General features: G+C 32.9%; 24 protein-coding genes. 9 read left to right on the top strand and 15 right to left on the bottom strand.

Annotation, left to right across the window (positions count from 1 at the left end):
• From ACRBBL_RS08940 to ACRBBL_RS08915, 6 genes are all read right to left on the bottom strand, one after another.
• A complete protein-coding gene (locus ACRBBL_RS08940) occupies positions 1-1,404 on the bottom strand; it encodes a glycosyltransferase 87 family protein (RefSeq protein WP_431368692.1) in 1,404 nt (467 codons plus the stop codon).
• Positions 1,401-2,906, bottom strand: a complete 1,506-nt coding sequence (locus ACRBBL_RS08935; RefSeq protein ID WP_431368691.1) for a cellulose synthase family protein — start codon at positions 2,904-2,906, stop codon at positions 1,401-1,403. The genes ACRBBL_RS08940 and ACRBBL_RS08935 overlap by 4 nt, the downstream gene beginning before the upstream one ends.
• Entirely contained in the window at positions 2,907-3,593 is a 687-nt protein-coding gene (locus tag ACRBBL_RS08930) for a glycosyltransferase family 2 protein (protein WP_431368690.1), read from the bottom strand.
• A gap of 370 nt (positions 3,594-3,963) precedes the next feature.
• Positions 3,964-4,440, bottom strand: coding sequence for a toxin-antitoxin system YwqK family antitoxin (locus ACRBBL_RS08925; RefSeq protein ID WP_431368689.1), 477 nt, complete (start codon positions 4,438-4,440; stop codon positions 3,964-3,966).
• 237 nt (positions 4,441-4,677) lie between these two features.
• Positions 4,678-6,267 (bottom strand): 4Fe-4S binding protein, encoded by a 1,590-nt coding sequence (locus tag ACRBBL_RS08920; protein WP_431368688.1) that lies wholly within the window; start codon positions 6,265-6,267, stop codon positions 4,678-4,680.
• Positions 6,268-6,276: 9 nt separating this feature from the next.
• Positions 6,277-7,626 (bottom strand): NAD(P)/FAD-dependent oxidoreductase, encoded by a 1,350-nt coding sequence (locus tag ACRBBL_RS08915; RefSeq protein WP_431368687.1) that lies wholly within the window; start codon positions 7,624-7,626, stop codon positions 6,277-6,279.
• 280 nt (positions 7,627-7,906) lie between these two features.
• Here ACRBBL_RS08915 and ACRBBL_RS08910 point away from each other — a divergent pair, with 280 nt between their 5' ends.
• From ACRBBL_RS08910 to ACRBBL_RS08890, 5 genes are all read left to right on the top strand, one after another.
• A complete protein-coding gene (locus tag ACRBBL_RS08910; RefSeq protein WP_431368686.1) occupies positions 7,907-8,623 on the top strand; it encodes a DUF547 domain-containing protein in 717 nt (238 codons plus the stop codon).
• A gap of 187 nt (positions 8,624-8,810) precedes the next feature.
• Complete coding sequence (locus ACRBBL_RS08905) at positions 8,811-9,737, top strand: hypothetical protein (RefSeq protein ID WP_431368685.1); 927 nt, start codon at positions 8,811-8,813, stop codon at positions 9,735-9,737.
• A gap of 37 nt (positions 9,738-9,774) precedes the next feature.
• Entirely contained in the window at positions 9,775-10,779 is a 1,005-nt protein-coding gene (locus ACRBBL_RS08900; protein ID WP_431368684.1) for a glycoside hydrolase family 113, read from the top strand.
• Positions 10,776-11,531, top strand: coding sequence for a hypothetical protein (locus ACRBBL_RS08895; protein ID WP_431368683.1), 756 nt, complete (start codon positions 10,776-10,778; stop codon positions 11,529-11,531). The genes ACRBBL_RS08900 and ACRBBL_RS08895 overlap by 4 nt, the downstream gene beginning before the upstream one ends.
• 2 nt (positions 11,532-11,533) lie before the next feature.
• Entirely contained in the window at positions 11,534-12,793 is a 1,260-nt protein-coding gene (locus tag ACRBBL_RS08890; RefSeq protein WP_431368682.1) for an outer membrane protein assembly factor, read from the top strand.
• 207 nt (positions 12,794-13,000) lie between these two features.
• On the opposite strand, the gene ACRBBL_RS08885 is transcribed toward ACRBBL_RS08890, so the two are convergent.
• Positions 13,001-13,981, bottom strand: a complete 981-nt coding sequence (locus ACRBBL_RS08885) for an NAD-dependent epimerase/dehydratase family protein (protein ID WP_431368681.1) — start codon at positions 13,979-13,981, stop codon at positions 13,001-13,003.
• A gap of 116 nt (positions 13,982-14,097) precedes the next feature.
• Here ACRBBL_RS08885 and ACRBBL_RS08880 point away from each other — a divergent pair, with 116 nt between their 5' ends.
• A complete protein-coding gene (locus ACRBBL_RS08880; RefSeq protein ID WP_431368680.1) occupies positions 14,098-14,538 on the top strand; it encodes a RidA family protein in 441 nt (146 codons plus the stop codon).
• A 12-nt stretch (positions 14,539-14,550) separates the two neighbouring features.
• On the opposite strand, the gene ACRBBL_RS08875 is transcribed toward ACRBBL_RS08880, so the two are convergent.
• A complete protein-coding gene (locus tag ACRBBL_RS08875) occupies positions 14,551-15,825 on the bottom strand; it encodes a T9SS type A sorting domain-containing protein (protein ID WP_431368679.1) in 1,275 nt (424 codons plus the stop codon).
• 258 nt (positions 15,826-16,083) lie between these two features.
• Here ACRBBL_RS08875 and ACRBBL_RS08870 point away from each other — a divergent pair, with 258 nt between their 5' ends.
• The 3 genes from ACRBBL_RS08870 to ACRBBL_RS08860 are packed head-to-tail and all read left to right on the top strand — an operon-like array spanning position 16,084 to position 18,063.
• Entirely contained in the window at positions 16,084-16,935 is an 852-nt protein-coding gene (locus tag ACRBBL_RS08870) for a TraB/GumN family protein (RefSeq protein WP_431368678.1), read from the top strand.
• An 11-nt stretch (positions 16,936-16,946) separates the two neighbouring features.
• Positions 16,947-17,450: an RNA polymerase sigma factor gene (locus ACRBBL_RS08865; protein ID WP_431368677.1), complete on the top strand. Its 504-nt coding sequence runs from the start codon at positions 16,947-16,949 to the stop codon at positions 17,448-17,450.
• Complete coding sequence (locus ACRBBL_RS08860) at positions 17,440-18,063, top strand: hypothetical protein (protein ID WP_431368676.1); 624 nt, start codon at positions 17,440-17,442, stop codon at positions 18,061-18,063. Before ACRBBL_RS08865 ends, ACRBBL_RS08860 begins: the two co-directional genes overlap by 11 nt.
• Positions 18,064-18,142: 79 nt before the next feature.
• Here ACRBBL_RS08860 and ACRBBL_RS08855 read toward each other — a convergent pair whose 3' ends face one another.
• The 7 genes from ACRBBL_RS08855 to ACRBBL_RS08825 form a co-directional block, all read right to left on the bottom strand.
• Positions 18,143-18,367 carry a hypothetical protein gene (locus ACRBBL_RS08855; protein ID WP_431368675.1) on the bottom strand — a complete coding sequence of 75 codons (225 nt, stop codon included), beginning with the start codon at positions 18,365-18,367 and terminating at the stop codon, positions 18,143-18,145.
• A 343-nt stretch (positions 18,368-18,710) separates the two neighbouring features.
• Positions 18,711-19,481: a TIGR04283 family arsenosugar biosynthesis glycosyltransferase gene (locus ACRBBL_RS08850; protein ID WP_431368674.1), complete on the bottom strand. Its 771-nt coding sequence runs from the start codon at positions 19,479-19,481 to the stop codon at positions 18,711-18,713.
• Complete coding sequence (locus ACRBBL_RS08845) at positions 19,474-20,403, bottom strand: DUF547 domain-containing protein (protein WP_431368673.1); 930 nt, start codon at positions 20,401-20,403, stop codon at positions 19,474-19,476. Before ACRBBL_RS08845 ends, ACRBBL_RS08850 begins: the two co-directional genes overlap by 8 nt.
• A 4-nt stretch (positions 20,404-20,407) precedes the next feature.
• Positions 20,408-21,289, bottom strand: a complete 882-nt coding sequence (locus tag ACRBBL_RS08840) for a sterol desaturase family protein (protein ID WP_431368672.1) — start codon at positions 21,287-21,289, stop codon at positions 20,408-20,410.
• 76 nt (positions 21,290-21,365) lie between these two features.
• Entirely contained in the window at positions 21,366-22,472 is a 1,107-nt protein-coding gene (locus ACRBBL_RS08835; RefSeq protein WP_431368671.1) for an inorganic phosphate transporter, read from the bottom strand.
• 97 nt (positions 22,473-22,569) lie between these two features.
• Positions 22,570-23,973 (bottom strand): hypothetical protein, encoded by a 1,404-nt coding sequence (locus tag ACRBBL_RS08830; RefSeq protein WP_431368670.1) that lies wholly within the window; start codon positions 23,971-23,973, stop codon positions 22,570-22,572.
• 3 nt (positions 23,974-23,976) lie between these two features.
• On the bottom strand, positions 23,977-25,995 hold the full coding sequence (locus ACRBBL_RS08825) for a hypothetical protein (RefSeq protein ID WP_431368669.1): 2,019 nt from the start codon (positions 25,993-25,995) through the stop codon (positions 23,977-23,979).
• Between the last annotated feature and the right edge of the window lie 309 nt (positions 25,996-26,304).

The raw sequence follows: 26,304 nt of genomic DNA, 5'->3' as shown, positions 1-26,304 counted from the left end.
TTAATGATTGAAAAGAGGTTTTTGCCTCTTTTCTTTTTTTAAAAACAATTCCCAAATAAGAAACCCATAAACCACACTATATTCCAACGCCACAAAACCTAAGTTTTCTGCATAGCCTTCGTTTTGATATGCCGTATAACTAAAAATGATCATGAACGACCAAACAACTGTAAATCGGTAGTTGGTAAATACGCTTAAAATTAATAAAGTAGCTAAGTACCAAGGATGCATTGTTGTGGTTGTGAAAAAGTAAAACGAAAGCCCAAATAGAAGCGCCGTAATTGTTTTTTGAAAGTCTTTATTATTTCTAAAAAGACTTATTCCTGTAACAAATAATAACACTATTATTGGTGTAACACGTCCAATGTCTTTAATCAAATTCCAACCAATAGTTTCATAGCCAATCCAACGTGCGATGTAATAAAAACTTGCGTTGAATTCGAAATTTTGAAACCACAATTCAACGGTTTCTTGATAGTTTGTTATAAATTGTTTTGATAAAAATGGTAAAAATAAAATGATAATTGTAGCCAATACAATTCCGTAGAAAGCGAGTAGTTTCAATGCGCCTTTCCAAATAGTTGGAAACGTATTTTTAGACAATTCAGAAACTTTGTGTTTTGTAAACCATTGAAAAAATATTGGTAGAAAAATCAATGGAATCAATTTTACAGAAACGGACAATGCCAATACTATTGCGGCTAATTTCCATGAACCTTTGTGTAATAAATATAAACTCCAAACTACGAAGAAAATCATCACACCTTCAAAATGTAGATTTCCTGTGAGTTCAATAATAATGAAAGGATTCAGAATGTACCACCAAATATTGTTGACAGACAATCCTAGACGTTCTAATAGTTTTTTACCAAAATATAAGGTTCCAATATCAGCAAGAATAATTAAGAGTCGTAAAACAACAACTGAACCCACAATGCTTTTTCCAGAGAATAATCCCGCGAAAGCGAAACATAATTGATTTATTGGCGGATAATTGGTGTAATGAGAAGCACTCAAATTCCCCATTCCGTTAAACAATTCCTGCGCTTCTGCAATTGGCGCTGTTCCTGAAGCCATCAAATCGTTTGGCAAATATAGATATGGATTCCAGCCTTCAATCAACATTCTTCCATCCCAAATAAAGCGGTAAAAATCTTGTGATAAGTTGGGAATGCTTCCTATAAAGACAAATCGGAACGCAATGGCAATTCCCGCAAGGAACCAAAAACTACTTTTTTTCAGTTGAATTAACCCTAAAAAACTAGCAAAACCAATCGCGTAAAGCGAAATTAAAATGGTAACATCGGTACGCACTAACGGATAGCCAATGTAGAAATATACAAAGGCGCTAAGAAGCACAAGTACAATAGAGAAACGTTGATATTTCGCTGCGGAAGCGATCACACTTTTGAACGAATCGAATTAAAAAATACAAAGGCAAAACCTAAGAATAACATTAAGTGAAACGGAAATAATCCGAAATCATTTAATGGATACGCACTGTACATTCCAAACAAGAAATACACCATTAAAATAGCTTCAATGATGGTATTTGCAGAAATTTTCTTTTTAATGTATTTGTTGTTTTTCCACGAATCTTTCAAGTTTTTAATGTTGAATTTTGGTGTACGAACAAATTCACTACGCTTTCCAGCATGACCTTCTAAAACGGCTATTGAATTGTGAACAGAGAATCCCATCGCAACTGAAAAGAAGGCGAAAAACATCTGAATATATTCAAGGAATTTTAAAAATCCGCCGCCTTGTACACGCTTGAACGGAAACCAAAAACAGATAAAAAATATGATCGTACTTATAATAAAGAAACTTGAAACGGTGAAGTAAATTTCTAAATGTCCGTAGGTGTTTTTTATGTATAACATCGGAATACTTAAAATCCCAACTAGCAATACGTTTAAAAACATGGTGCTGTTTAGTAAGTGTAATATTCCGTGAATTTTTGTCTTAAATGATATGTTTTTAGAGAAAATAACGCGTTTAAACATTTTGCGAAAATTCTCTGCACCACCTTTATTCCAACGGAATTGTTGCGAACGTGCCGCGCTAATAACTACAGGCAATTCAGCAGGAGTTTCTACATCTTCCAAATACTTGAATTTCCAGTTTTTTAATTGTGCACGGTAACTCAAATCTAAATCCTCGGTAAGCGTATCGCCTTCCCAGTTTCCAGCGTCAATAATGCAGGTTTTGCGCCAAATTCCGGCAGTTCCGTTAAAGTTAATAAAATGTCCCTTGGAATTTCGCCCAACTTGTTCGAGCGTAAAATGTGCGTCAAGCGCGAATGCCTGAATTTTTGTGAGTAAAGAATAATCGCGGTTAAGATGTCCCCAACGTGTTTGTACTACACCAATTTCGTCATCTTTAAAGAACGGAATTGTTTGTTTTAGCCAGTCTGCTTTTGGAAGGAAATCGGCATCAAAAATGGCAATGAATTCACCTTTCGCATCTACCAATCCTTCTTTCAGTGCACCAGCTTTAAAGCCAGATCTATCTTCACGGCGAATATGTACAATATCCAATCCGAGTTTTTGTATTTCTTTAATTTGTGCTGCTGTAGAAGCTACTGATTCGTCTGTAGAATCGTCTAATACTTGAATTTCGAGTTTATCTTTTGGATAATCGATCAAAGCAATATTATCCAATAAGCGTTCCATTACATACAATTCATTGTATACAGGAAGCTGAATGGTCACATACGGAACTTCATTCGGGTTATTCAAATCGAAGCGTGGCGCATTGTCTTCTTTCTTTTTTGATCGTAAATAATTGATCAATAAGTTCAACTGTGCCAAGCTATACATTAAAATCAAAATCAAAGCGATACCGTAGATTGCCATGACAAAAAACGATCCTGCTAGTTTGAAAAATTCTGCATCAAATCCCATTTACTTAAAACTATATTTAAAAATCCAACCTAAAATTTTCACGCCCGCAAATATAGTACCTTTTACGGTTCCTGAAACTTTTGAGACACCAATTCTCTTTTTATATTTTACAGGAACTTCTACATATGATAGTTTCTGCTTCAATGCTTTGAGTTGCATTTCAACTGTCCAACCATAGGTTTTGTCTTCCATATTCAAATTCAAGAGCTTCTCGTACTTAATAGCTCTAAAAGGTCCTAAATCGGTAAATCGTGCTCTAAAAAATAGCTTCATCAAAAAAGTAGCTAGCCAATTTCCAAACACTTGTTGTGGCGTCATGGAACCATCTTCTCGAAGTGATTTTACACGTGAACCAACTACAAAATCAATGTCTTGCTCTATAATAGGAGCCACAATTTTTGTCAATTCTTCAGGGTAATCTGAATAATCGCCATCCAAAAATACAAGAATATTTGGCTTTTCTTCTTGATTGGTAATGTATTCCATTCCTTTCAAGCAAGCATATCCGTAGCCTTTTCTTGGTTCTTTTAACACAGTTGCGCCTGCGGCTTTAGCATTTGCTTCGGTATTATCGGTAGAATTATTGCTCACCACAATAACTTCGGTGACATTTTGGGGGATTTCCTGAATCACATTTGCAATAGAATCTTCTTCATTATATGCAGGAATGATGACTTTTATGATCATATTTTATTTTTTAGCTGTTGGCGTGTATTGCCTTCGGCTTTATGTTATATTTTAAATTGTACATGTTAAATGAGTTTTCAATTACCATGGGAAATACATTCAATATTTAAAATTTAGCATTTAATATTTTTAGTTTCCAAGTTGTTCTCGATACAATTCTTCTTCATTTCATTACGAAAAACCACTCGAACTGACGTTTTGAGTATAGTTTTTATGTTATATTTTAAATTGTACATGTTAAATGAGTTTTAAACTACCATGAGAAATACATTTAACATTTTTAGTTTAAGTGTTTATAAGTTTAATAGTTTCTATTTTTAAATAAAAGCAGAAAAAACAACTTCCTAATACCTAATACCTAATACCCAACCTACTGTAAATCCCAAACACTATTCTCTTTCTTAAAGCTCTTCAAATCCGTCCATTCGCCAATTTTCTCTCCATTTTTATACTTCTCGGCACGAATCAATTCTTCATCCATATAGCGCAAACAATATCCGTTTTTCTGATTATTCTTCAATTGACATTTATGATTTATTTTTTCATTTTCATCATAAAAAAGCCACCATTTACTCTTTTTTCCTTTTACATAATGACCTGCACTTTCCTTTGTGCCATTTTCGCGATAAAAGTACCAATATTTTGCGGGTTTCCCATTCTTGAAGCTGCCTTGTTTTTTTAGTGTTCCATTTTGATAATAGAATTTCCAGTGTTTTATTTTTACACCATTTTTAGTCCAACCTTCTTCTTTAAGCTGCCCATTATCAAAATAACTTTTTTGATACTTCTTTTGTGCGCTTACGCTGAATGTAATACTTAAGCAGATTATGATTAATAGATGTTTCATTTTTTGGGTCTTGGCTTTTAGGTCTTAGCTTTTGTTTTTTATGTTATATTTTAAATTATATATGTTAAATGAGTTACTGAATTAGACTAAGAAATACATTTAACATTCAAAATTTAGCATTCAAAATTTTTAAAGTTCCTCGAACTGACGTTTGAAATTATATAGTTTAAAAGTTTAGTAGTTGCGTTCCTTTTCGTAAGTAGCTAAAACCAGCAACTAGCAACCAACAACTAAAAACTACTTGTTTTCCTCCAACATTTCAAATAAGTCCACATCGTTTCCTAAGATAACTTCAGGAATTTCGTGACGAGTTGCTCCATCATCAGAACCATTTTCTAATTTTAAAACTCCTCTTGGACAAACTGCGCTACAAATTCCGCAACCTACACAAGAAGAACGCACAATGTTTTGTCCTTTTTGTGCATACGCACGCACATCGATTCCTTGTTCACAATACGTTGAACAGTTTCCACAAGAAATACATTGTCCACCATTAGTCGTAATTCTAAATTTAGATTTAAAACGTTGAACTATTCCTAAATATGCTGCTAGCGGACAACCAAAACGGCACCAAACTCTATTTCCGAAAATTGGATAAAATCCAGTACCAATAACTCCTGCAAAAATAGATCCGATTAAGAAACCATAGATGTCTTGAATTGTTTGTGTTTTAATACCTAATACAACATCCGCTCCTGTGAAAAAAGCATATAAGGTTATTCCTGTCATGACAACAGCAAACACCAAAACTCCGTGAATTAACCAACGTTCTACTTTCCATGATCGTAGTGATTTGTCAGATAATTGTCTGTATGGATCTCCAAGTGTTTCTGCCAATCCTCCACAACCACAAACCCAAGAACAATACCAACGTTTTCCGAAGAAATATACCATTACTGGAACTACAACAACAGTTAAGAGGATTCCCCAAACGAGAATAAAAATTCCAAATCCGCCATTGGCTATCAAATCATCTAAATTCCACTGAAAGAAGAAATCATAATCTAATGGAAATGCATTTTTAAAGTCGTACCAAGGCTTTTCAAAACTTACTAAAATTTCAGGAATTAAAAAGGCAAATACAACTTGAAAGAACAGTACAGAAGTAGTTCGTAACATTTGATATTTGTTATGACGATATTTTATGTACATACGAATCGCCATTACTGTCATCACGACACAATACATAAATCCGTATAAAAACCACTGACTTGCCATATTACCGCTAATACTTTCACTTATTGGATCAACCAAATATGTCCAATTAACAATATAGTCTGGGAAGAAATATAGAAGTACATAAAACCCAACTAGAAATACAAAAGCAAACCAAGCAATCCAACCTCTGTTTGTAGAAGGATTCAACCAAATTCCATTGTTTTTAATACCTGGAATAGGTTTGCGGTATAATTCTGGAATGATAAACATAAGCGCTCCAATGATTGCTAATCCAAAAGTTAAGAACCAAAATAGCCCTTTGTTGTCTCGTACTGGACCAGAACCTACATCTTTGGCAATTGCGTACGAAAAGCTATGAGGTTTGTCCCAAATAACTTTGTCCCATTCTCCTTTTTGTTTGTGGGTTTCATTGGCATTTGCAATAGCATTTATTAAGTTTGAAGACAATTTAAAAGGACTGGTAATTTCTTGTCCTACAGTTGTCTTTTTTAGATCTTCAATAAAAAGTTCACTTTTAATGCCTTTGTTTTGAACGATTTCGTCAAATTTTTCAGCACTGATTTTGTATGAACCTATAAATGGAAGTATAGTGAAAATGGCTAATCCTACTAAAAGCAGCGTAAGCCCTAAGTTTTGTAATGTTTTCATAATATATAATTAAGAGAATTGAAAAATACGTTTCCAACTTCTCTTCTTTAGTTGAATGTTAGTGTTGTGTGCCTGATTGAAATTTGAAATGATTTCTTTTTCGTATAGTTTGTAAAATTCAGGATCAAAATTTGCGTCGGCTAAGTGTTCTAAAACATACTCTACCGAACGTTTTTCGTTTAACCATTTGTTAAAAGCATGATGACGCATGCGAATTCCGAAGGTGTTAATTCCTAAGAATAAATTGGTTTCTTTATGAAAAGCAATGGTAATACAAATATGTTTCTTAGGATGTTTCCAATGGAAATGTTGTTCGTATTCTGGTCGTCCGCGTTCTCCAAAAACCCATCCATAGGTTTGGTATTCAATATCTAAAAACTTTGCGGAGTTAAACCAATTTCCAGGATTGTAATCTCTAGGATTTCCACAAATAGTTTGTGCTAGGGTTTCGCCCATCATACGACCTGTATACCAAACTGCTTCAATAGGTCGACGTTGTCCAATAGGTTCGTGTTGTTCGGCACAATCGCCAATAGCAAAAATATCTTTAATATTGGTTTCTAATCTTCGATTCACTTTGACACCGCGTCCGAGTTCAATATTAGAATCTTTTAAGAAGTCAATATTTGGCGCAACTCCAGCAGTCAGTCCGACAACTGTACATGGAATTTCTTCGCCTGTTTCTTTGATGATAATCGATTTTACTTTTCCGTTTTCATCAGATTTTATCTCTTGTAAATTGACGCCTAAACGTAAATCAATATGATGTTCTTTTATATGTTCGTTAATCATTGCCGATTCGCCCGCAGGCAAAACACCGTTCCAAAAACTATTTTCACGTACTAAAAATGTTACAGGAATATCGCGACTTTGTAGCATTTCTGCTAATTCAATTCCAATCAATCCGCCACCGACAATAACAGCGCGGTTGCAGACTTTATTATTCGGTGCATATTTTTCTAAGTTTTCTAAATCTTGCTTATGATACATGCCCATTACGCCATCTAAATCTTGTCCTGGCCAACCAAATTTATTAGGTTTTGAACCTGTTGCAATGATGAGTTTATCGTAATTCATAGTTTCTCCACTAGCAAAAACAAGTTCTTTAGAAGCGTCTTTTACTTGCTTTACAAACCCTTTTTTAAGCTCGATACGATTCTTTTCCCAAAACCAATTTTCATAAGGTTGTGTATGCTCAAACTTCATGTGTCCCATGTAGATGTACATTAACGCTGTGCGCGAGAAAAAATAATCAGTTTCTGCTGAAATAATGGTAATTTTTTTGTCGGAAAGCTTTCGAATATGTCTGGCAGCCGTAACTCCAGAAATTCCATTACCTATAATTACAATATGTTCCATATAATGTTGATTGGTTATTGAATTCTTAAATTTACATAAGAATTGTCTTGTGTTGGGGATTCTGTCGAAAGTAAAGTTAAGAACTTAAAGAAGAGAAGAGATTTAGAATAATTATAAATTACAAACTAGGTGTAAGGATTTTAAAAAAATAACAACTTGTTTCCCGCTTGAAAATCAATTTGATACGAAATAGAAAATATTTTCAGAAAGTTTGTAAGTTCCTAACTTTTTTGTGGACTTACCCAGCATTAGAAATTGAAATTAAAATTGAAAAATTGCTATGAAATATAAAATCATCACACTAATTGTATTATGCATGACCACTATAGGATTTGCACAAAGTACAGACGCTTTTTTTAAGTCATCTGATGCATTTTTAAAAGAATATGTAAAAGACGGACGCGTAAATTATAAAGCTGTTAAGAAGAATGCAGCGACATTAGACCAAATTTTAGATTCTACCAATAGTATTACTGTAGATAAAAGTGATGCAAATACGTATCAAGCATTTTGGATTAACATCTATAATTTGTCTGTTATTAAAGGAATCATCAATAAATATCCAGTAAAATCACCATTAGATATTAAAGGTTTCTTCGACAAAACAAAACATTCCGTAGGAGGAAAGAAGATTACATTGAATGATATAGAACATAAATTATTACGCGGGCAGTTTAATGATGCGCGTTTTCACTTTGTATTAGTCTGTGCAGGTTTAGGTTGTCCCCCAATTATTGCAGAAGCGTATTTGCCAACTACTTTAGATGCACAATTGGACAGACAAACGCGCATTGCTTTAAATAGTGATGATTTTATCAAAGTAAATGCACGTAAAAAACGTGTGCAACTTTCTGAAATTATGAAATGGTATAAAGAAGATTTTACCCAAAACGGAAATGAAATCGACTTTATCAATAAGTACAGAGAAGAAAAAATTGAAAAGAAATCGAAAATCAGCTACTATCCATACAATTGGAAGTTGAATAAAACGAAGTAATTTTTTGAAACTGTCATTACGAGAAGTGCTAACGACGAAGTAACCTGTTACTAAAGAAAAAGATTGCCGCTAGTTTTTTCAAAACTCTCGCAAAGACGTACGGATAGAAATTCAACACAAAAAATAAAAACTTAAATATTCAAAATAGATTCCCGCTAAAGCTGGAACAATTACTAAACTAATGATAATGAAAAATAAAAATTTAATTTTAAGTATGCTTGCGCTTTTGTTTGTAAGCTTTTCTTTTGCCCAGGATCAAGATCAAGATGATGAAACAACGGATGAAAAAAGTAACGTTCAAGAATATACGCCATCAAAACTTTTGAAAAAAGGACAATGGGATATTAAATTCTTCAACAGCATTTATACGCAAACAGAACGTACCGATGCAGGAAGTACATCTGTAACAATACCAAGAGAAACGTTTTTTACAAACACTACAGAAATTTATACAGGAATTAGCGATAATCGTCGTGTAAACATCGGATTTATTTTCCAAGTACGTTCTAACACGTTTGGCGGAGCAGGTGCATTAGATGTATTCAACTTTAAAGACGATGCAACTTCAAGAAGCGGATTAACAACAATTGCTCCATCTATTCGTGTACAACCGTTTAAAAATATTTCAAATTTCTCATTTACGAGTTCAATCTATTTGCCAATCTTTAAAGACAAAGCAAATGCGCCATATTTAGATAAGAGAAGTGTATTTTGGGAAACAAAATTCTTCTACGATAAAACATTCGGACAAGACAAATGGCAAGTGTTTACACAAGCAGATTTCGGATTTAATTTTGGAGAAAAAAGTGAAGATGCAGATGCAGATTCTAATGCAGGTGAGCGTTTTGCAAACAACAGTTTATTTTTACCATTAGGAGTATTTTTAAGTTACTTCCCATCTTCTGAATCGACAGTATATGTAAATACAAAACAAGCATTCTTAATTGATTTAGGAAATAACTTTTCGCAAAACTCAACATCGGTTGGTGTTGGAGCTAAATATCAGTTGACAGATGTGTTAAACTTAGAAGCTTCTTTTGATAAGTTTGTACGTGGAAACAACTTTCAAGGATTAGGACAAACTTTTAGCATAGGTTTAAGAGCACTATTTTAGGAAAAACAGTATTTTAGGAGTCTAAAAAAATTCAGGTATGAAGTTTAGACTCCTTTGTGTACTTTTTGGCTTATTACAATTTTCATGTACGAGCCAATCCCAAAAAATGAATGGTGTTAGTTTTGTAGCTGCACCACAACCTATAGATCAAACAAATGTTGATCCTGTCATAAAAGTCAATGCAAATTATGCTGCGATTATGCCTTTTGGTTTTATGAAAAAACTATCTGCAACAGAAGTTGTTCATAACACAGACAGACAATGGTTTGGTGAAACTCGAAAAGGAGCCAAGCAATATTCAGAATTACTCCAAAAAAATAATATCAAAATCATGATCAAACCGCAAATTTGGGTTTGGCATGGTGAATTTACTGGTTTTATTGAAATGGAATCTGAAGCAGATTGGAAAGCGTTTGAAGCATCCTACGAAAGTTTTATACTTGAATATGCAAATTTAGCGCAAGAAATAAATGCTGAAGTGTACTGTATAGGAACTGAGTTGCACAAGTTTGTAGCGGCACGACCAGAGTTTTGGAAACAATTAATCACGAAAGTGAAAAAAGTATACAAAGGAAAACTCACGTATGCAGAAAATTGGGATTCTTTTGATAAAGCTCCATTTTGGTCAACATTAGATTTTATAGGAATTGACGCGTATTTTCCACTAAGTGAAGATAAAACACCTTCGTTAGAAACCTTGCAAAAAGGATGGCAACCGCACAAAAAGAAGATCGCAGCGTTGTCTAAAAAACTCGATAAAAAAGTAATCTTTACTGAATATGGGTATCGAAGTATGGACTTTACAGGAAAAGAACCTTGGGATTCTAGTAGAAAAGGAAAAGTGCTGAATTTAGAAGCGCAAGAAATTGCTTTGCAAGCTTTATACAATGAGTTTTGGAAAGAAGAATGGTTTGCTGGCGGATTTATTTGGAAATGGTTTCATGACTATAAAAAATCTGGTGGATTAGAAGATTTTTATTTTACACCACAAAATAAACCTGCGGAGAAAATTGTTCGCGAAAATTATAAAGCACACGGATGAATCGATTAAAGACAATCATATATTTCACATTATTTTTAGCAATACTTTCATGTCAATCGGATGATACTTTAGATGCGGTAAATATTGTAAACACGACTAAATTGTCAGATATGATTGCAAATCGTACCATAGAAACTGGCGCAGTCATTGCTTGTGCCGCAAGCGATGTATCTAACTCAAATAATGTTCAAGTGTTTTATTATTTAGAAGAAGGCGCAACGAATGTTCGGTTTTTTGAAACAAATACCACAAACGTTGATAAAGACGATTATACAACTTACAATGAATTAGTCATCAATTCAACAGCACTTTTTGAAGGGTTCATTTATCAGTTTACAAGAACTTTTGCGCAAGATCAGTGGGTGATTATTACTTTTGAATTGAATGGAGAAGTGAAACTTTCAAACCCAATTCGCACAAAAAACACAACAAAACCAACAGTTTGGACAGATGAGGTTGCTATAAATCAAGAAACTTCTAAAATGCCAAAATTCACTTGGGAACACAATGCAAATGGTGATAATGCCATTTACTTTCAAATAGTTTCAACGGTTGACAATGGTTTGCTTTCTGGAACGTACACGTATGAAAATGAATTTCAATATTATGACACTTCTAACGTGGTGCTGAACATTACACCCGAAAATCCATCTGGATTAACAATTGATAGTTCGTATAAATTTACCTTAATGGATGTTAGCGAAGATAATTGGGTAAATACAGTAATTCAAGATATATTTGTAGCTCAATAGCTATGAAAAATATATTACTTTTTACGTTTCTTTTAATTTCCTTTTACGGAATTGCACAAGACAAAATTGTCTATGATGTAAAATTTCAAGGGCAGAAAAAGAACAAGGTTGGATTCTTAAGAAACTATGTTAGTGTCCGAAATGGCGACGTCTTAGATTCACTGCAATTAGACCGCGATGTTATACTCTTAAAGCGTTTGGCAGGTGTGTCGCATGCGTATTATCAAGTCTTTATTTCACATGACAATTTGTATAATGTGTATTTTAATATTGAGGAAAACTTCACGCTTATTCCCAATGTAAATGTTTGGACAACCACCAATGAACAAGTAGCTTATAAAATTGGATTGTACGATTATAATTTTTTGGGAAGAAATATCGCTTTTGGCGGATTTTATCAGAATAACGGATTTGACTCTTACGGAATCAATTTACGTGCACCAAACCTGTTTACACGAGATTTTGGAGTTGCCATCAATCATCAAAATTGGACAAGTGAAGAACCACTTTTCTTTGATGGCGGATCGGCAAACTACAAATACAGCAATACATCATTTGAAGTGTTGGCATTGTATCAAATCAATTTCAAACACCGATTGCAATTTGGAGTCAACATATTTAAAGAAGAATACGATTATCTAAATGGAATTACTTCAACCGCCATTCCGCAAAACTTATCATTAGACAAACAAATGCTGAAATTTGTATACGAATATGATGGTTTAAACTACGATTACCAATATGTAGAAGGAGTTAAAAACACACTCTATTTGCAATATGTAACTACAGAGAATGATTTTCAAGATAACTTTTTAATTGGTTGGAGTGACTTTTTATATTTTGAAAGAGTTGGTGAAAGAGGAAACTGGGCAAATCGCTTTCGTTTTGGTGTCGCTTCTAACAGTGACAGTCCGTTTGCACCATTTTCGGTAGACAATAATTTAAACATTCGAGGTGTTGGAAACATCATTGATCGCGGAACGGCAAGTATGGTATTAAACTCTGAATATCGATATACACTATACGAAAAAGATTGGTTTATTTTACAGGGAAACGGATTCATTGATGCAGGAACTTGGAGAAATCCAGGAGGAAGTTTTAGCGATTTTACAGATAGTAAAAACTTTAGAATCTACCCAGGAGTTGGACTTCGCTTTATACACAAACGCATCTTTAACGCCATTTTTAGAATTGATTACGGACACGGAATTACCAAAAACGCAACTCGCGGAATTGTCTTCGGAATTGGCCAGTATTTTTAATTCCTGTGAAAACGAGAATCTCATTCAAAAAGAGAAATTTCAAACTCTTAACTTTTTATAAGTTTAAAAAAATGTCAAATCGAGCGCAGTCGAGATTCAACAAAATTACACCGTTTTCTTAGCTTCTCGTAGCTATGTTCAAAGTGGCAAGTATTGGTTTTACTTTGTATGGTGGTTATTTTGATGATTTCTTATATTAAACTCACATTAATCTAATTTTTCCAAAAGTCCAATTTTAGTCTTTTCAGACATTCCATATATTGGTTTGTGCCAATTCAACGTTTCATAATATGCAATCGTATTTTTTAGACTTTCCTCATAATTTGTAAGTTGAAAATCGAAATCATTTTTTAATTGTTGATTGTCGTACGAAAAATAATCGCCATCTAACCATAATGGCATATCTGTCCATTGTTCTACATTATTTTCATTCAAAAAACTAGGCGCTGCATTTTTTGTTTTAGCGGTTTTATCAAGTAATTTCTCAGCATATTCAACAATTTCTTTGATAGAAGTTTCTAATGCAGTCGTTACATTATAAATGCCCGAAACATCAGATTTCAATGCGTTTATAATTGCATTTACAAGATCGTGCACATAGGTTATTGAAAATAATTTTTCACCAAAATCTGGAAGCAACAATGTTTTATTCGTTTGTACTTGATACAGCCAATAATAAAGTCGATCTGTGTGATCATACGGACCATATACAAGTGAAGGACGAAATATGGTGTACTTGTGATTTGAGTTGACTAAGATACGCTCACATTCAGCTTTACGATTTCCATACGATGCATTTGTACGATCCGTGCGTTCTTCATTTGTGCAATTGAGAACTTTTCCTGTTTCAGCTCTCATTGGAGTCTGATCATTAACCTCGTCATACACCGAACATGTGGAGACAAGAATGTATTTTTTGAGCGAACCTTTTAGTGAATCTAATACATTTACAAGTGAATCTGGATAATAACACGACACGTCAATCACATAATCCCAATCTTCATTTTTAATTTGTGAGACATCATTCGTTTCTCTATCTCCTTTTATTTTTTTTACATCAGGAAACAAATCAGCTTGTGTTTTTTGTCTATTAAACAAAGTAATATCGTATTTGTTTAATTTTTGTAATTGTTCAACAAGTGTGCGTCCGATGAATTGTGTTCCGCCAAGGATGAGAATTTTTTCCATGCAAAAAGATACTATATTTTTTTGATTGCAATTGTTTAAAAATTAATATAAAGTTTACGCTGAGTGGAGTAGAAGCGTAAATTCCTTAAATTTGTTATGAACCAAACTTCATCCCAATGAAATCAATCTTAACCATCTTCATTATAGCGTTTACATTTGTAAGTTGTCAGTCAAATAAAAAAGACATCACTTTCCATAAATCACACTTAACAGAACGACAAAACACACCTTTTAGTGCAGCGGTAGAAACTGAAAATTTACTCTTCTTATCTGGTCAAATTGGAAAAGATCATATTAAAGGAATGTTAGTTTCTGGTGGAATTAAAGCAGAAACAAAACAAGCTTTGGAAAACATAAAAGCCGTATTGGCGCAACACAATTCTTCCTTAGATCGTGTGGTAAAATGCACGGTAATTCTAGCAGACATCAACGATTTTAAGGATTTTAATAGCATATACGTACAATACTTTCCAAACAAACCTGCACGAACAACATTTGCTGCTGGCGGATTAGCAATTGGTGCAAAAATCGAAATTGATGTGATCGCAGCTAAATAAAACGCTAAAGCTTTAGTTCTTTTTTACAACTCTAAATTGATAGTTTTTCGCTTCAGAATTCATCATTAAAATATATATACCAGACGGTAAATTATTTAAATTGATACTGTGTTTAGAATTTTGAAACTCATAATTTTTTGAACGAATTTCTCTTCCCAAATTATCATACAATTTCACTTGTTGTATTTGTGTTGATTTTGGTAAGTTGACATAAACAATACTTTGCGTCGGATTCGGATATAAGAACACATTATTATCAATTGATTGAACATCTTCTATGAGTAATAAATTTTCTGAAACAACAATTATTTTGTGGTGTTCTTTACAGTTCTTATATGAAGTTAAAACAACGGTATATGTTTGATTTGCAGAAAAATCGAATTCATGTGACACAACATTTGATGTGCTTGTAGTTCCATCTCCAAAATCCCAATGAACACTATCAGAATTAGAAGAAGTATTGGTAAACAAAATAGACGAAGGTGAATCTACAGCGTATTCAAAATTAGCAGTACTTGTAAACGTATCAATTAATGAAGTATCCAAACTTCCTAAAGTAGTGAGTTCTGCTTGGTTTCGTAAGTAGTTAGCATCAGCTTCCGATAATCCTCCAAGTTGATTGGTATTCACAATTGCTTGCTTAAATATTCCATTATAAAAAGAACAAGCTGCCATATACGATCCTTTTGCGTTTGGATGAATGTCTCCATAATTTACCCAAAGAAATTGAGAAGCATCAGTTTCCATTGAAGCTTTAAAACATTCTCCTACCGGAACAAACGGAATGTCTGTTTCATTTCCCATCTGAATTAAATTATCCTTTATAAGCGTTTGTCTATTTTGATACTGTGTAAAACTTTCTGGAGTAGCATTTACAATTCCATACGATATTTCGTAATAATATATACTTGCGCATGGACTGTATTTTAAAATAGAATCTCTTAAACGTTTTCCTCTTTCTATCGTCTCTGCAATAGGAAAAGAAAATCCTGGAGACTCGTTAGAACCTGGTTGAAGAATAACATAATCCCAAGTGCGATCTCTAAATTTTTGATATAAAGCATTATTATTTACATGATGTACAAAACCAGTTCCGCCAGGAGTATGCTGATCAACGGTGACTTGATACCCTTGTTCATCTGCAATTTGCTCAAAAGTTTGTGGCATGTTGTTAAAGTATGTAAGACTGTTTCCTACAAATAGAATGTCTAATGGATCATCTGTTGTTTGTGCAAAAAATGTATTGGTACATATTATTAGATTGAGTAGGAGTAGAAATCTTTTCATAAAAAACAATGCTAGAATTTTTATAATAAGAACAGAATAAAAGCATAGTACCCTACCAAACGGAAAAGATACATATAATTGAAAATAACTATAGATTACTATTTTTTAATTTTAAATATTTGTAATACAGTTGATTGGAAAATAATTTTCATTTTTTTGTAACATATTTTCAAAGTCGATACTTACGGAGCAAATAGAAATTAATTGAACACTAAGATCTATTCAGCTGAAAGTCTTTTGTGACTAAAAAACAAAAACATGAAAAAACTAATTGTACTTATTTGCTTTATTGCTTGTAGCTTCGTTGGAAATGCGCAAGATCAAAAACTCGAAAATTCTGTGTTATGGAAGATTGAACACAAAGATCTTGAAAAACCATCATATTTGCTCGGAACGATTCATATTCTATGTAAAGACGATTTCAAAATTCCTGAAAAGGTAACCAAAGCTTTTAACGAAACAGATCGTTTGGTATTAGAAGTAGATATGTCGGACACAAAAGCATTGATGGCAGCACAAAAAAAGATGATGTCTGGCGGGAAATTGACCGAAGAATTATCTGCAGCACAGCAAACATATTTAGATAACTTATTAAAGAAAGAAATGAATATGTCGCTACAAATGGTCAATAGTTATACCTTAGTGACCGTATATACATTATTGATTCAGCAAAGTTATGATTGTCCTTTAAAGAAAATGTATGAAGTAGAATTGACAAGTCTTGCGAAAGCAAACAATAAAAAAGTAGCTGGATTGGAAACCTTAAATGGTCAATTGGATTTTTTCGCGAAAGCGTATCCAAAAGATTTTTTATGGCAACAAATAGAATTGTATTCAGAATATAAAATAGCCATGAAAGAAATGGTGACAGCTTACAAAAATGAAGAAATGAGCAAGCTCTATGAAGGGATGAAAGATGAACGTTTCTTTAATAAAAATGCAGCACATTGGATGTTAACTGTCCGAAATACAAATTGGTCGAAATTAATGCCAGATATGATGAAAAAACAAAGCAATCTATTTGCTGTTGGCGCAGCGCATTTACCTGGTAAAAATGGTGTAATTGAATTATTAAGAAAACAAGGATACACAATTACGCCTGTATTTTAAAGCACGATTCATTGAAACTCACAGAACAAGAATTTCTTAGCAAAATTACCACGCACAAAGGTATTATTTACAAGGTTTCTCGCATGTACTTTGAAGATGCGAACGATCGTGAAGATTTGGTGCAGGAAATTATTTTGCAACTTTGGAAATCGCTCCAATCATTCAATGGGAAAAGCCAGTTTTCTAGTTGGATGTATCGTGTGGCATTGAATACTGCAATCGTGTTTTTTAAGAAAGAAAAACGCAAACCAGACAATCATAAAATGCCCGAACATGTACAGTTGGCACAAGACGAGTATTCTGATGAAAAGGAAGAACAATTAGCAACTTTCTACAAAGCCGTTCAGCAATTAAACAAAATTGAAAAAGCGTTAATTTTTCAATTTATTGAAGGGTTTTCTGGAGAAGAAATCGCTAAAAACTTAGGAATGTCACCTGTAAATGTTCGCGTAAAGCTAAATAGAACGAAGAAAAAATTAAAAGAAATTATAAAAACACAGAATCATGGATTTTGATAAAATAAAAGAACTTATGGACGACGAAAATCAAGACGATTTGCAGTTGCCAACTAGTTTAGAAAACTTAAAGGAAAGTCAGATGCCAATCGCCAAAATTCGCAAAACGATGAAAGGAGAAATTGCCATACAACTTTTTGGGATTGTCATGTTTTTCGCCTTTCCCTTTCTAATAAAAATGTATGAACTGCCTCGCGCTGTATATTTTATTTTTATGTTCATTACGAGTTTGATGACCTTAGGATATTTGGCAAAAATGATTTGGTTTTTACGCAGAACATCTAATGTAGGGCAGCAAACGAAAGTGACTATTTTGAATTTTATTCACGATATTAAACTCACCATGGAAGTGTATAAAACAGGTATTATTGCAGGTTCGTTATTGTTGCCTGTTTCGGTGGCGAGTATTTTTATGGGAGCAGAAAAGTATGGTCATGATCGTTTTACAGAATGGTTTATGCTACAAATGTCAACCAGCACTTTATTATTAGTCATCTTAGGGTATTTAATTTCGGGCGTCATCATTTATTATATTACTGTTAAATGGGCAGATCAATTGTATGGAGTACACGTGCGAAAGTTGGAAGAAATTTTAAAACAACTAGAAGAGTAATTTTTCTCAATGATATAAAAAACAACAACACCATAAATTTTAATCTACAGTGTTGTTTTTAATCACATAGATTTAAAATCTAACAAGTTGGTTCCCAAGAAGTACATTGATCACAATTTGAATAGCTAATTGTAAATGGTCTTGGATCTTTTGTAGTTGATGGAGGAATGGTCGTAATAGGACCTGGTTCGGCAACGGTAGATTGCTGCGTTGTTGGAAGCCCTCCTTTTACAAGCGTTGTTTGTAAATCTGAAACTGTCGTTTTCTTCAATTGTAAGATTGATGTTACTTTTTGTTTTTTCATAATTATAAAGTTTAAAATTTATAATAGAAAGTGCGTTGAAGTTGTATTTGTTACCCTAACAACTCAAAACGTCACTTCGAGTGGCAAATCTCCGATTTGTTGTATCGAGAAGTACTATGAAACGTCTTTGCGAAAGTTTTGCTTGCATTGAGCGAAACCGAAATGAAAAACTTGTGACAATCTGTTCTTTTAATAACAGATTACTTTGTCGCAAACTCCTCGTAATGACGAATCCAATAATCTAAAAGCAAAGCGCGTCTAACAAGTCAAGAGGTTCCGCATTTGCGAGAACAAGTCTAAGAGCGCAGCGAGTCTAAGTTACGAAGCCACATTTCGAGGACGCTCAACGTGACACATACTTTTTATAATACGCATACAACTCTTCAGGAGTGGCGCCTTTGGATTTTTTGATATGAATGACTGCAAAATGATATTGTAGTTTCCAAGTACCATTTACTTTGTATTTTCGAGCAGAAGTTTGCACGCTTTTTGGAATGATGGTAAACTCGTTTTTTTCGTACAAACGATTGATGAATTCACAATCTTCATAAATAATATAGTTTTCATCAAAACCAGCTAAAGATTGAAAAAGTGAGGTTTCAATAAATAAAGATTGATCGCCACCGCGACACCAACTATAGTTAAAACGTGTGAAAAATTGCGAAACTAATAACACAGGATGATACGAATTAAATCGCATGCGAAAACAACCTGCTTGATGACCTTCATTTATTTTTTGAAGAATGAAATCATCAAAATACTTTGGAGGAAAGGTGTCTGCATGCAAGAAATATAAAATATTTCCTGTTGCTTTTTGTGCGCCAAAGTTCATCTGTTTAGCACGTCCTTTTTCAGATTGAAATAATTGAATTTCGATTGTTTCAGTTGTGTTTTCAAACAAGGTATCGACACATCTTTTTTTAGAAAAGTGTTGCTGATTGTGAAATTCGCCAATAAAATTTGTGACCGTTGCTACAGTTTTATCAGAACTTCCGCCATCAATCAATAAGATTTCGTGTTGCGTATATTTCATTCGTACCAACAAGGTTTCTAACAGAGAAATAATAGTTTCTGCTTCGTTAAAAATTGGTATGATAATGGAAATTTTACTCATTCAAATCCCAATTGTAATCTTTGTATTTCTTTTTGGCTTTTGCGTTGATTTTTACGTCGCTGTATGTATTTAAAAAGTCAATCAAAGAACCGTTTTGTTTGAAATCTTTTGAAAACCATTTGAAAATTTTTGAAATTTCAATTTTATCTGGAGTAATCGTGTTTCGTCTCGAATCTGCTAAAAATAATTTGGTTACCTGTGTTAATTGCTGTTCTAGTTTTTCTGCTGTAAACGCTTCATTTAATAACGGAGGACACGAAAACGAAGCACAATTGATTGCAAAATGAATTCTTGGTTCGTCCATTTTACGTAAAATTTTATGCTCAATATCGTTTAGGTTTTGCCATTTTTCTCCCAATTTCCATAAACGCTGATCCCAAGGTTTTTTGATGTCTTTGATGCTTTTTAGTGGATAGTTCCTCAGAATTAAATCTACGGTAAGTGCATTATACGCATTGATCCAATAGGCTAATTTTTCTTCTTTTAACCAATCATCTGTAGGTGTGTTTTCTCCTAAAGAAACAATGTATGCGCGTAATTTTGCTCGATCCGATTTAAAACCTTTATAATTTACATTTCCTGCTGTGGTAACGTGTTTCTGCAATAGATTATTAAAAGTATTGTGACTAAAAATAATTTGTTTTTTTTCTTCTAAGTCTTTAGTGTTTTTTGAGACTTCACCAACTAAAACAGTTCGATCATTAGGTTTTTTTACAAAAACAAATTCTCCTTTCTTTATAATGTTTAATGAATCATTTGTAGCTACTTTATTATGCTCAACAGTAATAGAATCAATCACAGTTTTAGTTGCGATTGAAGTTGTAGTTTTTGTTTCTTTTGATGAGTTTTTAACAACTTTCTGTTGCGTTCCACAAGACATAAAAATTAGGGAAGCTAAAAATATATAAATAGTTCGCATCATGCTTTTACTCTTTTTTCAGATTGATAGGGTAGATTTCTTGTTGTAAAAAATCTTGAGGAAACGATTCGTCATTGGTAAACCCTAACTCGATATCGCGTCCGTTTTTTGGAATGTAATTTGTCTTAAAAAGATAATCCCAAACACTTAACGTTAGTCCAAAATTAACACCATACCTTACAGGAAGTTCTTTACTGTGATGCCAAATGTGCATTTTCGGATTGTTGAAAATGTATTTTAAAAAGCCATAATCCCAACCCAAATTTGCATGATTTAAATGCCCAACTGAAATGGTGAAAAAGTATACAAATGCTACATCTTGAACGTTGAATCCGCCAATAATTGCAATCGGAATGTAGAGCAACGATTTATATACAATCGTTTCCATCCAATGATAGCGTAAGTGTGCCGCAAAGCCCATTTCTTTTACGGAGTGATGTACTTTGTGAAAGTTCCATAAAAAATCAACTCTGTGTAGCAAACGATGTGTATTCCATTGAACAAAATCGGTTACGACAAAGAAAATAAGCAGACTTAACCAAGTTGGAAGCGTTTTAATATTGAATAATTGTAGACTTTCAATAGATAAACCAATTACACCTAACATATCATTAAAAAATGCCGCAGTTGTGTTAGAAAGCGCAATAAAAATGAGGATGTTAAAGATGAAAAAGTTGAAAAACATGTAGAAGGTATCTAACCAAAAATCTCTACGAAAAATCGATTGATCTTTCCGCCAAGGAAAAATTATTTCCAATACCCAAACGACTAAAGAAATTACGATTAATCCATAAAAATAGTTATCCCATTTTTGAAAAAATATCAGTTCAAGGAAGTAATTCCAGTATTCGCCATAGGACTTTAAAAAAATATCAAGATAGTTTTCCATGTAGTTACAAATTTAGGTATTCTTTTCGGTTTCTATCCAACAGATGCTTTTCACTGTTTTACAATTCAAAATCCGCTTATAAGATTTCCAGTAATTTGAATATTAATGCACTAATGATAGCTGCTAATGGAAGTGTTAATAACCACGATAAAAGGATTTTACCAATCATTTTATAATTTGCTTTTTTTGTTACAGTTCCAATTCCAAATATAGAACCTACAGAAACATGCGTTGTAGAAACTGGCATTCCGTGTATGCTGGCTGTGGTTACTAATAGTCCTGTAACAAGATTTGCTGTAAATCCTTGTCCAGAATTCATAGGTGTAATTTTTTTACTCATGGTAGTTCCTACCTTTTTTGCATTCAATAATCCACCGACAGCCATTACTAAGGCAATAATAATCATACTCCATTTGATGTCGATAGCATTAATAATTAAAAGCAATCCAACAATTTTTGGTGTATCATTTAATCCGCGCGCAAAACTTACAACTCCTGCACTTAAGTAATGCAAACTATCTAATACTTTTTGAGAACTCAATCCTAAAATTTTGCCTTCATAGTACTCAATTTCATTTTTAACAGTCACCTTTATTTCAGTCTGTAAGCTTACGGTACTATCCATATTTAATGTTGCTGGTTTTGGACTGTGCGATTTATGGATATCTAAATTGGTAGTTTTCGTAATTTTTAATTGTTTCCGAACAGCTCTAAAAATTAAATATATAATGAAACTTGCTACAGCTGCCATTAATGGACTTACAATTAGCGGAAAAAGAAATTTATCTATTAACTTATCAAAATTGAATTGAGCACCAACAGCCATTATTCCAGCACCAAACAATCCTCCAACTAAACTATGCGTTGTAGAAATTGGCATTCCTATTCTGGTAGCAATAAATACGGTGACTGCAGCTCCTAAAGCAATTGAAATTGCAAAAATAGGTAGTGTAATAAGTTCATCAGGAACCAATCCTTTTCCAGAGAAATTTTTAACTAATTCATTCGCCAAAAAAATAGCCGTTACCGAACCTGCAAAAGTAGTTACCGTTGCCCAATTAATTGCTTTTTTATAATTAGTAGTTCCGCTGCCAAATAATGTTGCAACTCCTTTAAAGTTGTCATTTGCACCATTACTGTAGGCTAAAAAACAAGCTGAAATAAATAAGATAATTAAAATCATAGTGTTAGAAATAAGTATGAAGAGTTTGACGGTAACAAACTATATAACTTACCAACTTTAACATTTATGCATGTTTTTTTTAAGTGTCGTTTTTAGATTATAAATTTGGGTATTCTTTGCCATTCCTATCGAGCCAGCCTTTTTGTCCATTTGGCAATTCGAACTTTGCGAAAAACCCTTGAAAAGCTTCCAGTTTTTGGAAACGTGCTTTTTTGTGAATTCCGTAGTAGCCGTATTTGTTATTTTCTTTGAAACGGATACTATTGTGAATCAACTCAATTCGATCAACAGTTTCTAGTAATTTTTTAGTTGGATGATATACGTCAACCATAGAATATTGATTGTTCGTATGTTTTGTAATAATAAAAGGAGCATGTTCGGTTGTGATTTTTTGCTGTTTGTTTTTGAGAAAGAATATGTCCTTAATGCCTTTCTTCGGAATGGTTACTGTATCAAAAGTAAACTCGCGTAGTATCGCAAATTCGTTTTCGCGTTCCTCAATACGATATTCAAGTTCCGATGTAAGTGTTGGCATGTATGGTGGAGTCGGATTTGAAAGCATGTATTTTTCGGAAGTATCGCCAGAAAGTGGAATGCTTTTTAGTTCATTGTTTTGAATGATTTGCAAGTTGTATAAATTGCTTCTATCTAAATAAACTGCTTGTAATTTTGGCAATGCTAATTTTTGAAATGTTTGATTATACACATCATTTTTTTTGCCTTTGTAGCCAATAATAAAACTACTCAATACAATAGAATCGTAGCTTTTTTGCAGAACATTTTCACCGCGATAATTGTACAAACGTTTCTTGTTTTTTTTGGTTACGATCTCATAATATCTTTGAAGTCTATTGCGACCATAAATCATTTCAGATAGTTCTTTGCTTGTAAATTTTCTATCAAATGCTTGTATATCTGTAAACTGAATAGGAATCAATTTCTTCCTGTTATGATAAATCCAAACCGTAGTTTCAATTGTATCTTTTTTGGGAATAATATGTCCTGAAGTATAACCTAAAAACTTGATTATTTTTTTACCTTTTTTAAAATCAACATAGGTGAAAGGAATGAATTGAATTCCATATTGACGCCATATTTCTCGGTTTTCGGTATCTATATCTTTGCGAAATTCTTTTAAGATAAATAGTTCTGTATTCAATTGAAACAACTCATATTTAACATCATCTTTATATGCGATAAACTTATTGTTTACTAGGCTTTTAAAATCATATTTGACAATGTTAGAAACGTTTTTTAATTGTTTCGGGAAGTTTGAAATTTTTGTCTGAACTGTTTTTGTGACGACTTTTCTTCTGTAAAGTTGAAAATGTTCATTGACACTAAAGTGTTCCTTTTTATGTTTGAAGTATGTTGTCAGTTCATTTTTAGATATAGTATAAAAATCAGCTTTTTCTCTTTCCAATTTTAAAACAGTATTCGTTTGTCCAAAGGAAACAATAGAGAAGAGGAAGCAGCAATATATCGATACAATAATTTTCATGATCTATAAATTTAAATACTCTTTTCCGTTTCTATCAAGCCAGCCTTTTTGCCCATTTGGCAATTCGAACTTTGCAAAAAAACCTTGAAAAGCATCCAGTTTTTTAAAACGTCCTTTTAAATGAATTCCGTAGTAGCCGTATAGGTTATTTTCTTTGAAACGAATGCAATCTGCATACGCTTCAACTTCGTTTAAAGCAGTTTTTATAAAAGGAGAAGTCTGTTTGTTTAGGTATGAAGTATGGTATAAATAATGTATTCCTTGTTTTGTTTTTACATGTACAATTTCGTTTAAATCCAATCCATATCGAAGTGGAACAGCTGTGTAATTAACTGTTTTTGTTTTATTACTAACAAAATAGATACTATCAATTTCTTTAGGAGTTATTAGAATTTTATATTCATATACTACCCAATCAGGATTATATTCATCAATATTTGCGATGTATAAACTATCATTTTTTTCGATAATCTTCTGAACAGTTCCTTCCATAGGAAGTCCGTGTAATAAAATTGCACCAAAATAATTTTTCTTTTCCTCTTTGAGTGATAAATAGATTTTCTTCAATGTATTTTTGTGAAGAATTTGTGCAGTATGCGGAATATAGTTTGAACCTTCAGTTGTTGATGTGTTTTCTAGATGAAATGCACGAACGTTTTCTAAAGGAAGTTTTTGAAACGCTTGATTATAAATATCATACATGCCGTCTTTGACGCCAACAATAAAATTATTTACAAAAATAGAATCGTACACTTTTCCCAATTTATCGATACCAAGATAATTATACATACGTTTTTCTTCTCCTTCTTCTTTGATTTGATAAAAAAGGTCGAATTTTCGCTTGTTTGCAATATTTGCTAAGATTTCGGTGTCGTAATTTCTGTTGTGTTCTTGTTGCTTTTTTGTAGAAAAACCTTTGAAATTATAAAATCGTTCAGTTTTACCAAGATAGACATGTATGCCATTTTGTTCAGGAATAATCACACCATCATCTTCACCAAAAAGATAATAAACTCTTTTGTTTTGTGTGATAGAAATTGGACTGTACGCATAGAGAGTGACTTCACTAAAAGACCATTTCTCATCATCTTTGAAGTAGTAGACTAAAGCAAATAGTTCTGTATTGAATTGAAAAAACGCATACTTCTCACTTTTATCTTTGTTTTCATGAGTAAATTTTAGGTTTCTTAAATCTGAAAAACTAAAATCTGTTATTGAATCAACACTGATTAAATTTTCAGAGGTAAAGGATTCTTTATGAACAGGAGTAATGTCTGTTTCTGAAACTATGTCAACATCTTCAAGATCAAATAGTTTTTCATATTCAAATGTGATATTATTGTGTTGTATAAATAATTCGCCGCCGTGGTTGTAATGTGTAATATCGCTGGTGCGGAATTGAGGAACTTGCTGCCATTTTCCATAAACTAATTGGTAGTTGAGTACTACTTTTTTATGATTGATAGTTCCTGTGACAAGCACTTTATTTGCACTCGATTGATGAAACTCTAATTGTATATGATTTGTTTGTTTGATATAGTCCCAAAGTGATTTTTGAACGTTAACATTTATAGGTTTGTTTTTATACGGAAAATATCCAATAGCTTGTTTTCTGTTATAGATTATTATTTCTCCACGAGTAATCGTTTCAAATTTCGGCATTAAATCAGGATATCCTTTAAATACAGAGTTTCCGTGAAAATAGATACCGCTTTGCATTGTTTGAGCTTCTAAATACGGAATTAATGCAGTTTTTATTTTACGTTGTAAACGTGCTAGATTTTTGGGAGATAAAAAGTGTGTTCGTGCTACTGTATTTTTTGTTTGATAGCTGTAATCTTTGCCATTTTCATCAATAAGATCACCATTTTTAGCATAGGAAACTCTTAAAAAAGTAGGTTCTTTTTTGAAATTTTCTAACGGAATGTCTTCTAAAATTTGAGTTGCTAATGCGTCATAATCTTGTCCAATCGCTACTGCGGAAAAAATCAAACAAAAAAAGATAGATAGAAAACTTTTCATTGAATTTCGTTTTATAGCATAAAACTACATTTTTCAAGGTCGGTATAAAATGACCAATACGCAAACACCACAGTTCAGTGCGTGAACTGTGGTGTTTGTATAGTTTGTGTTCTTGGAAAACTCTATTAGTTTAGTATCCAAACGTCTGATCGAGTGGCAAATCTGTGATTTGTTGTATCGAGATCTACTATGAAGAACTTATATATTTCAAATTACTTCTCGATACTATTTTTCTTCATGTTATTTCGAAAAATCACTCGAAGTGACGTTTTGAGCTTGAAACGTCTTTGCGAGAATTTTGTGAAAATT

The organism is Kordia sp. (assembly GCF_050633145.1).
Lineage (GTDB): Bacteria > Bacteroidota > Bacteroidia > Flavobacteriales > Flavobacteriaceae > Kordia.
This window is presented reverse-complemented; position numbering and strand designations above follow the sequence as displayed.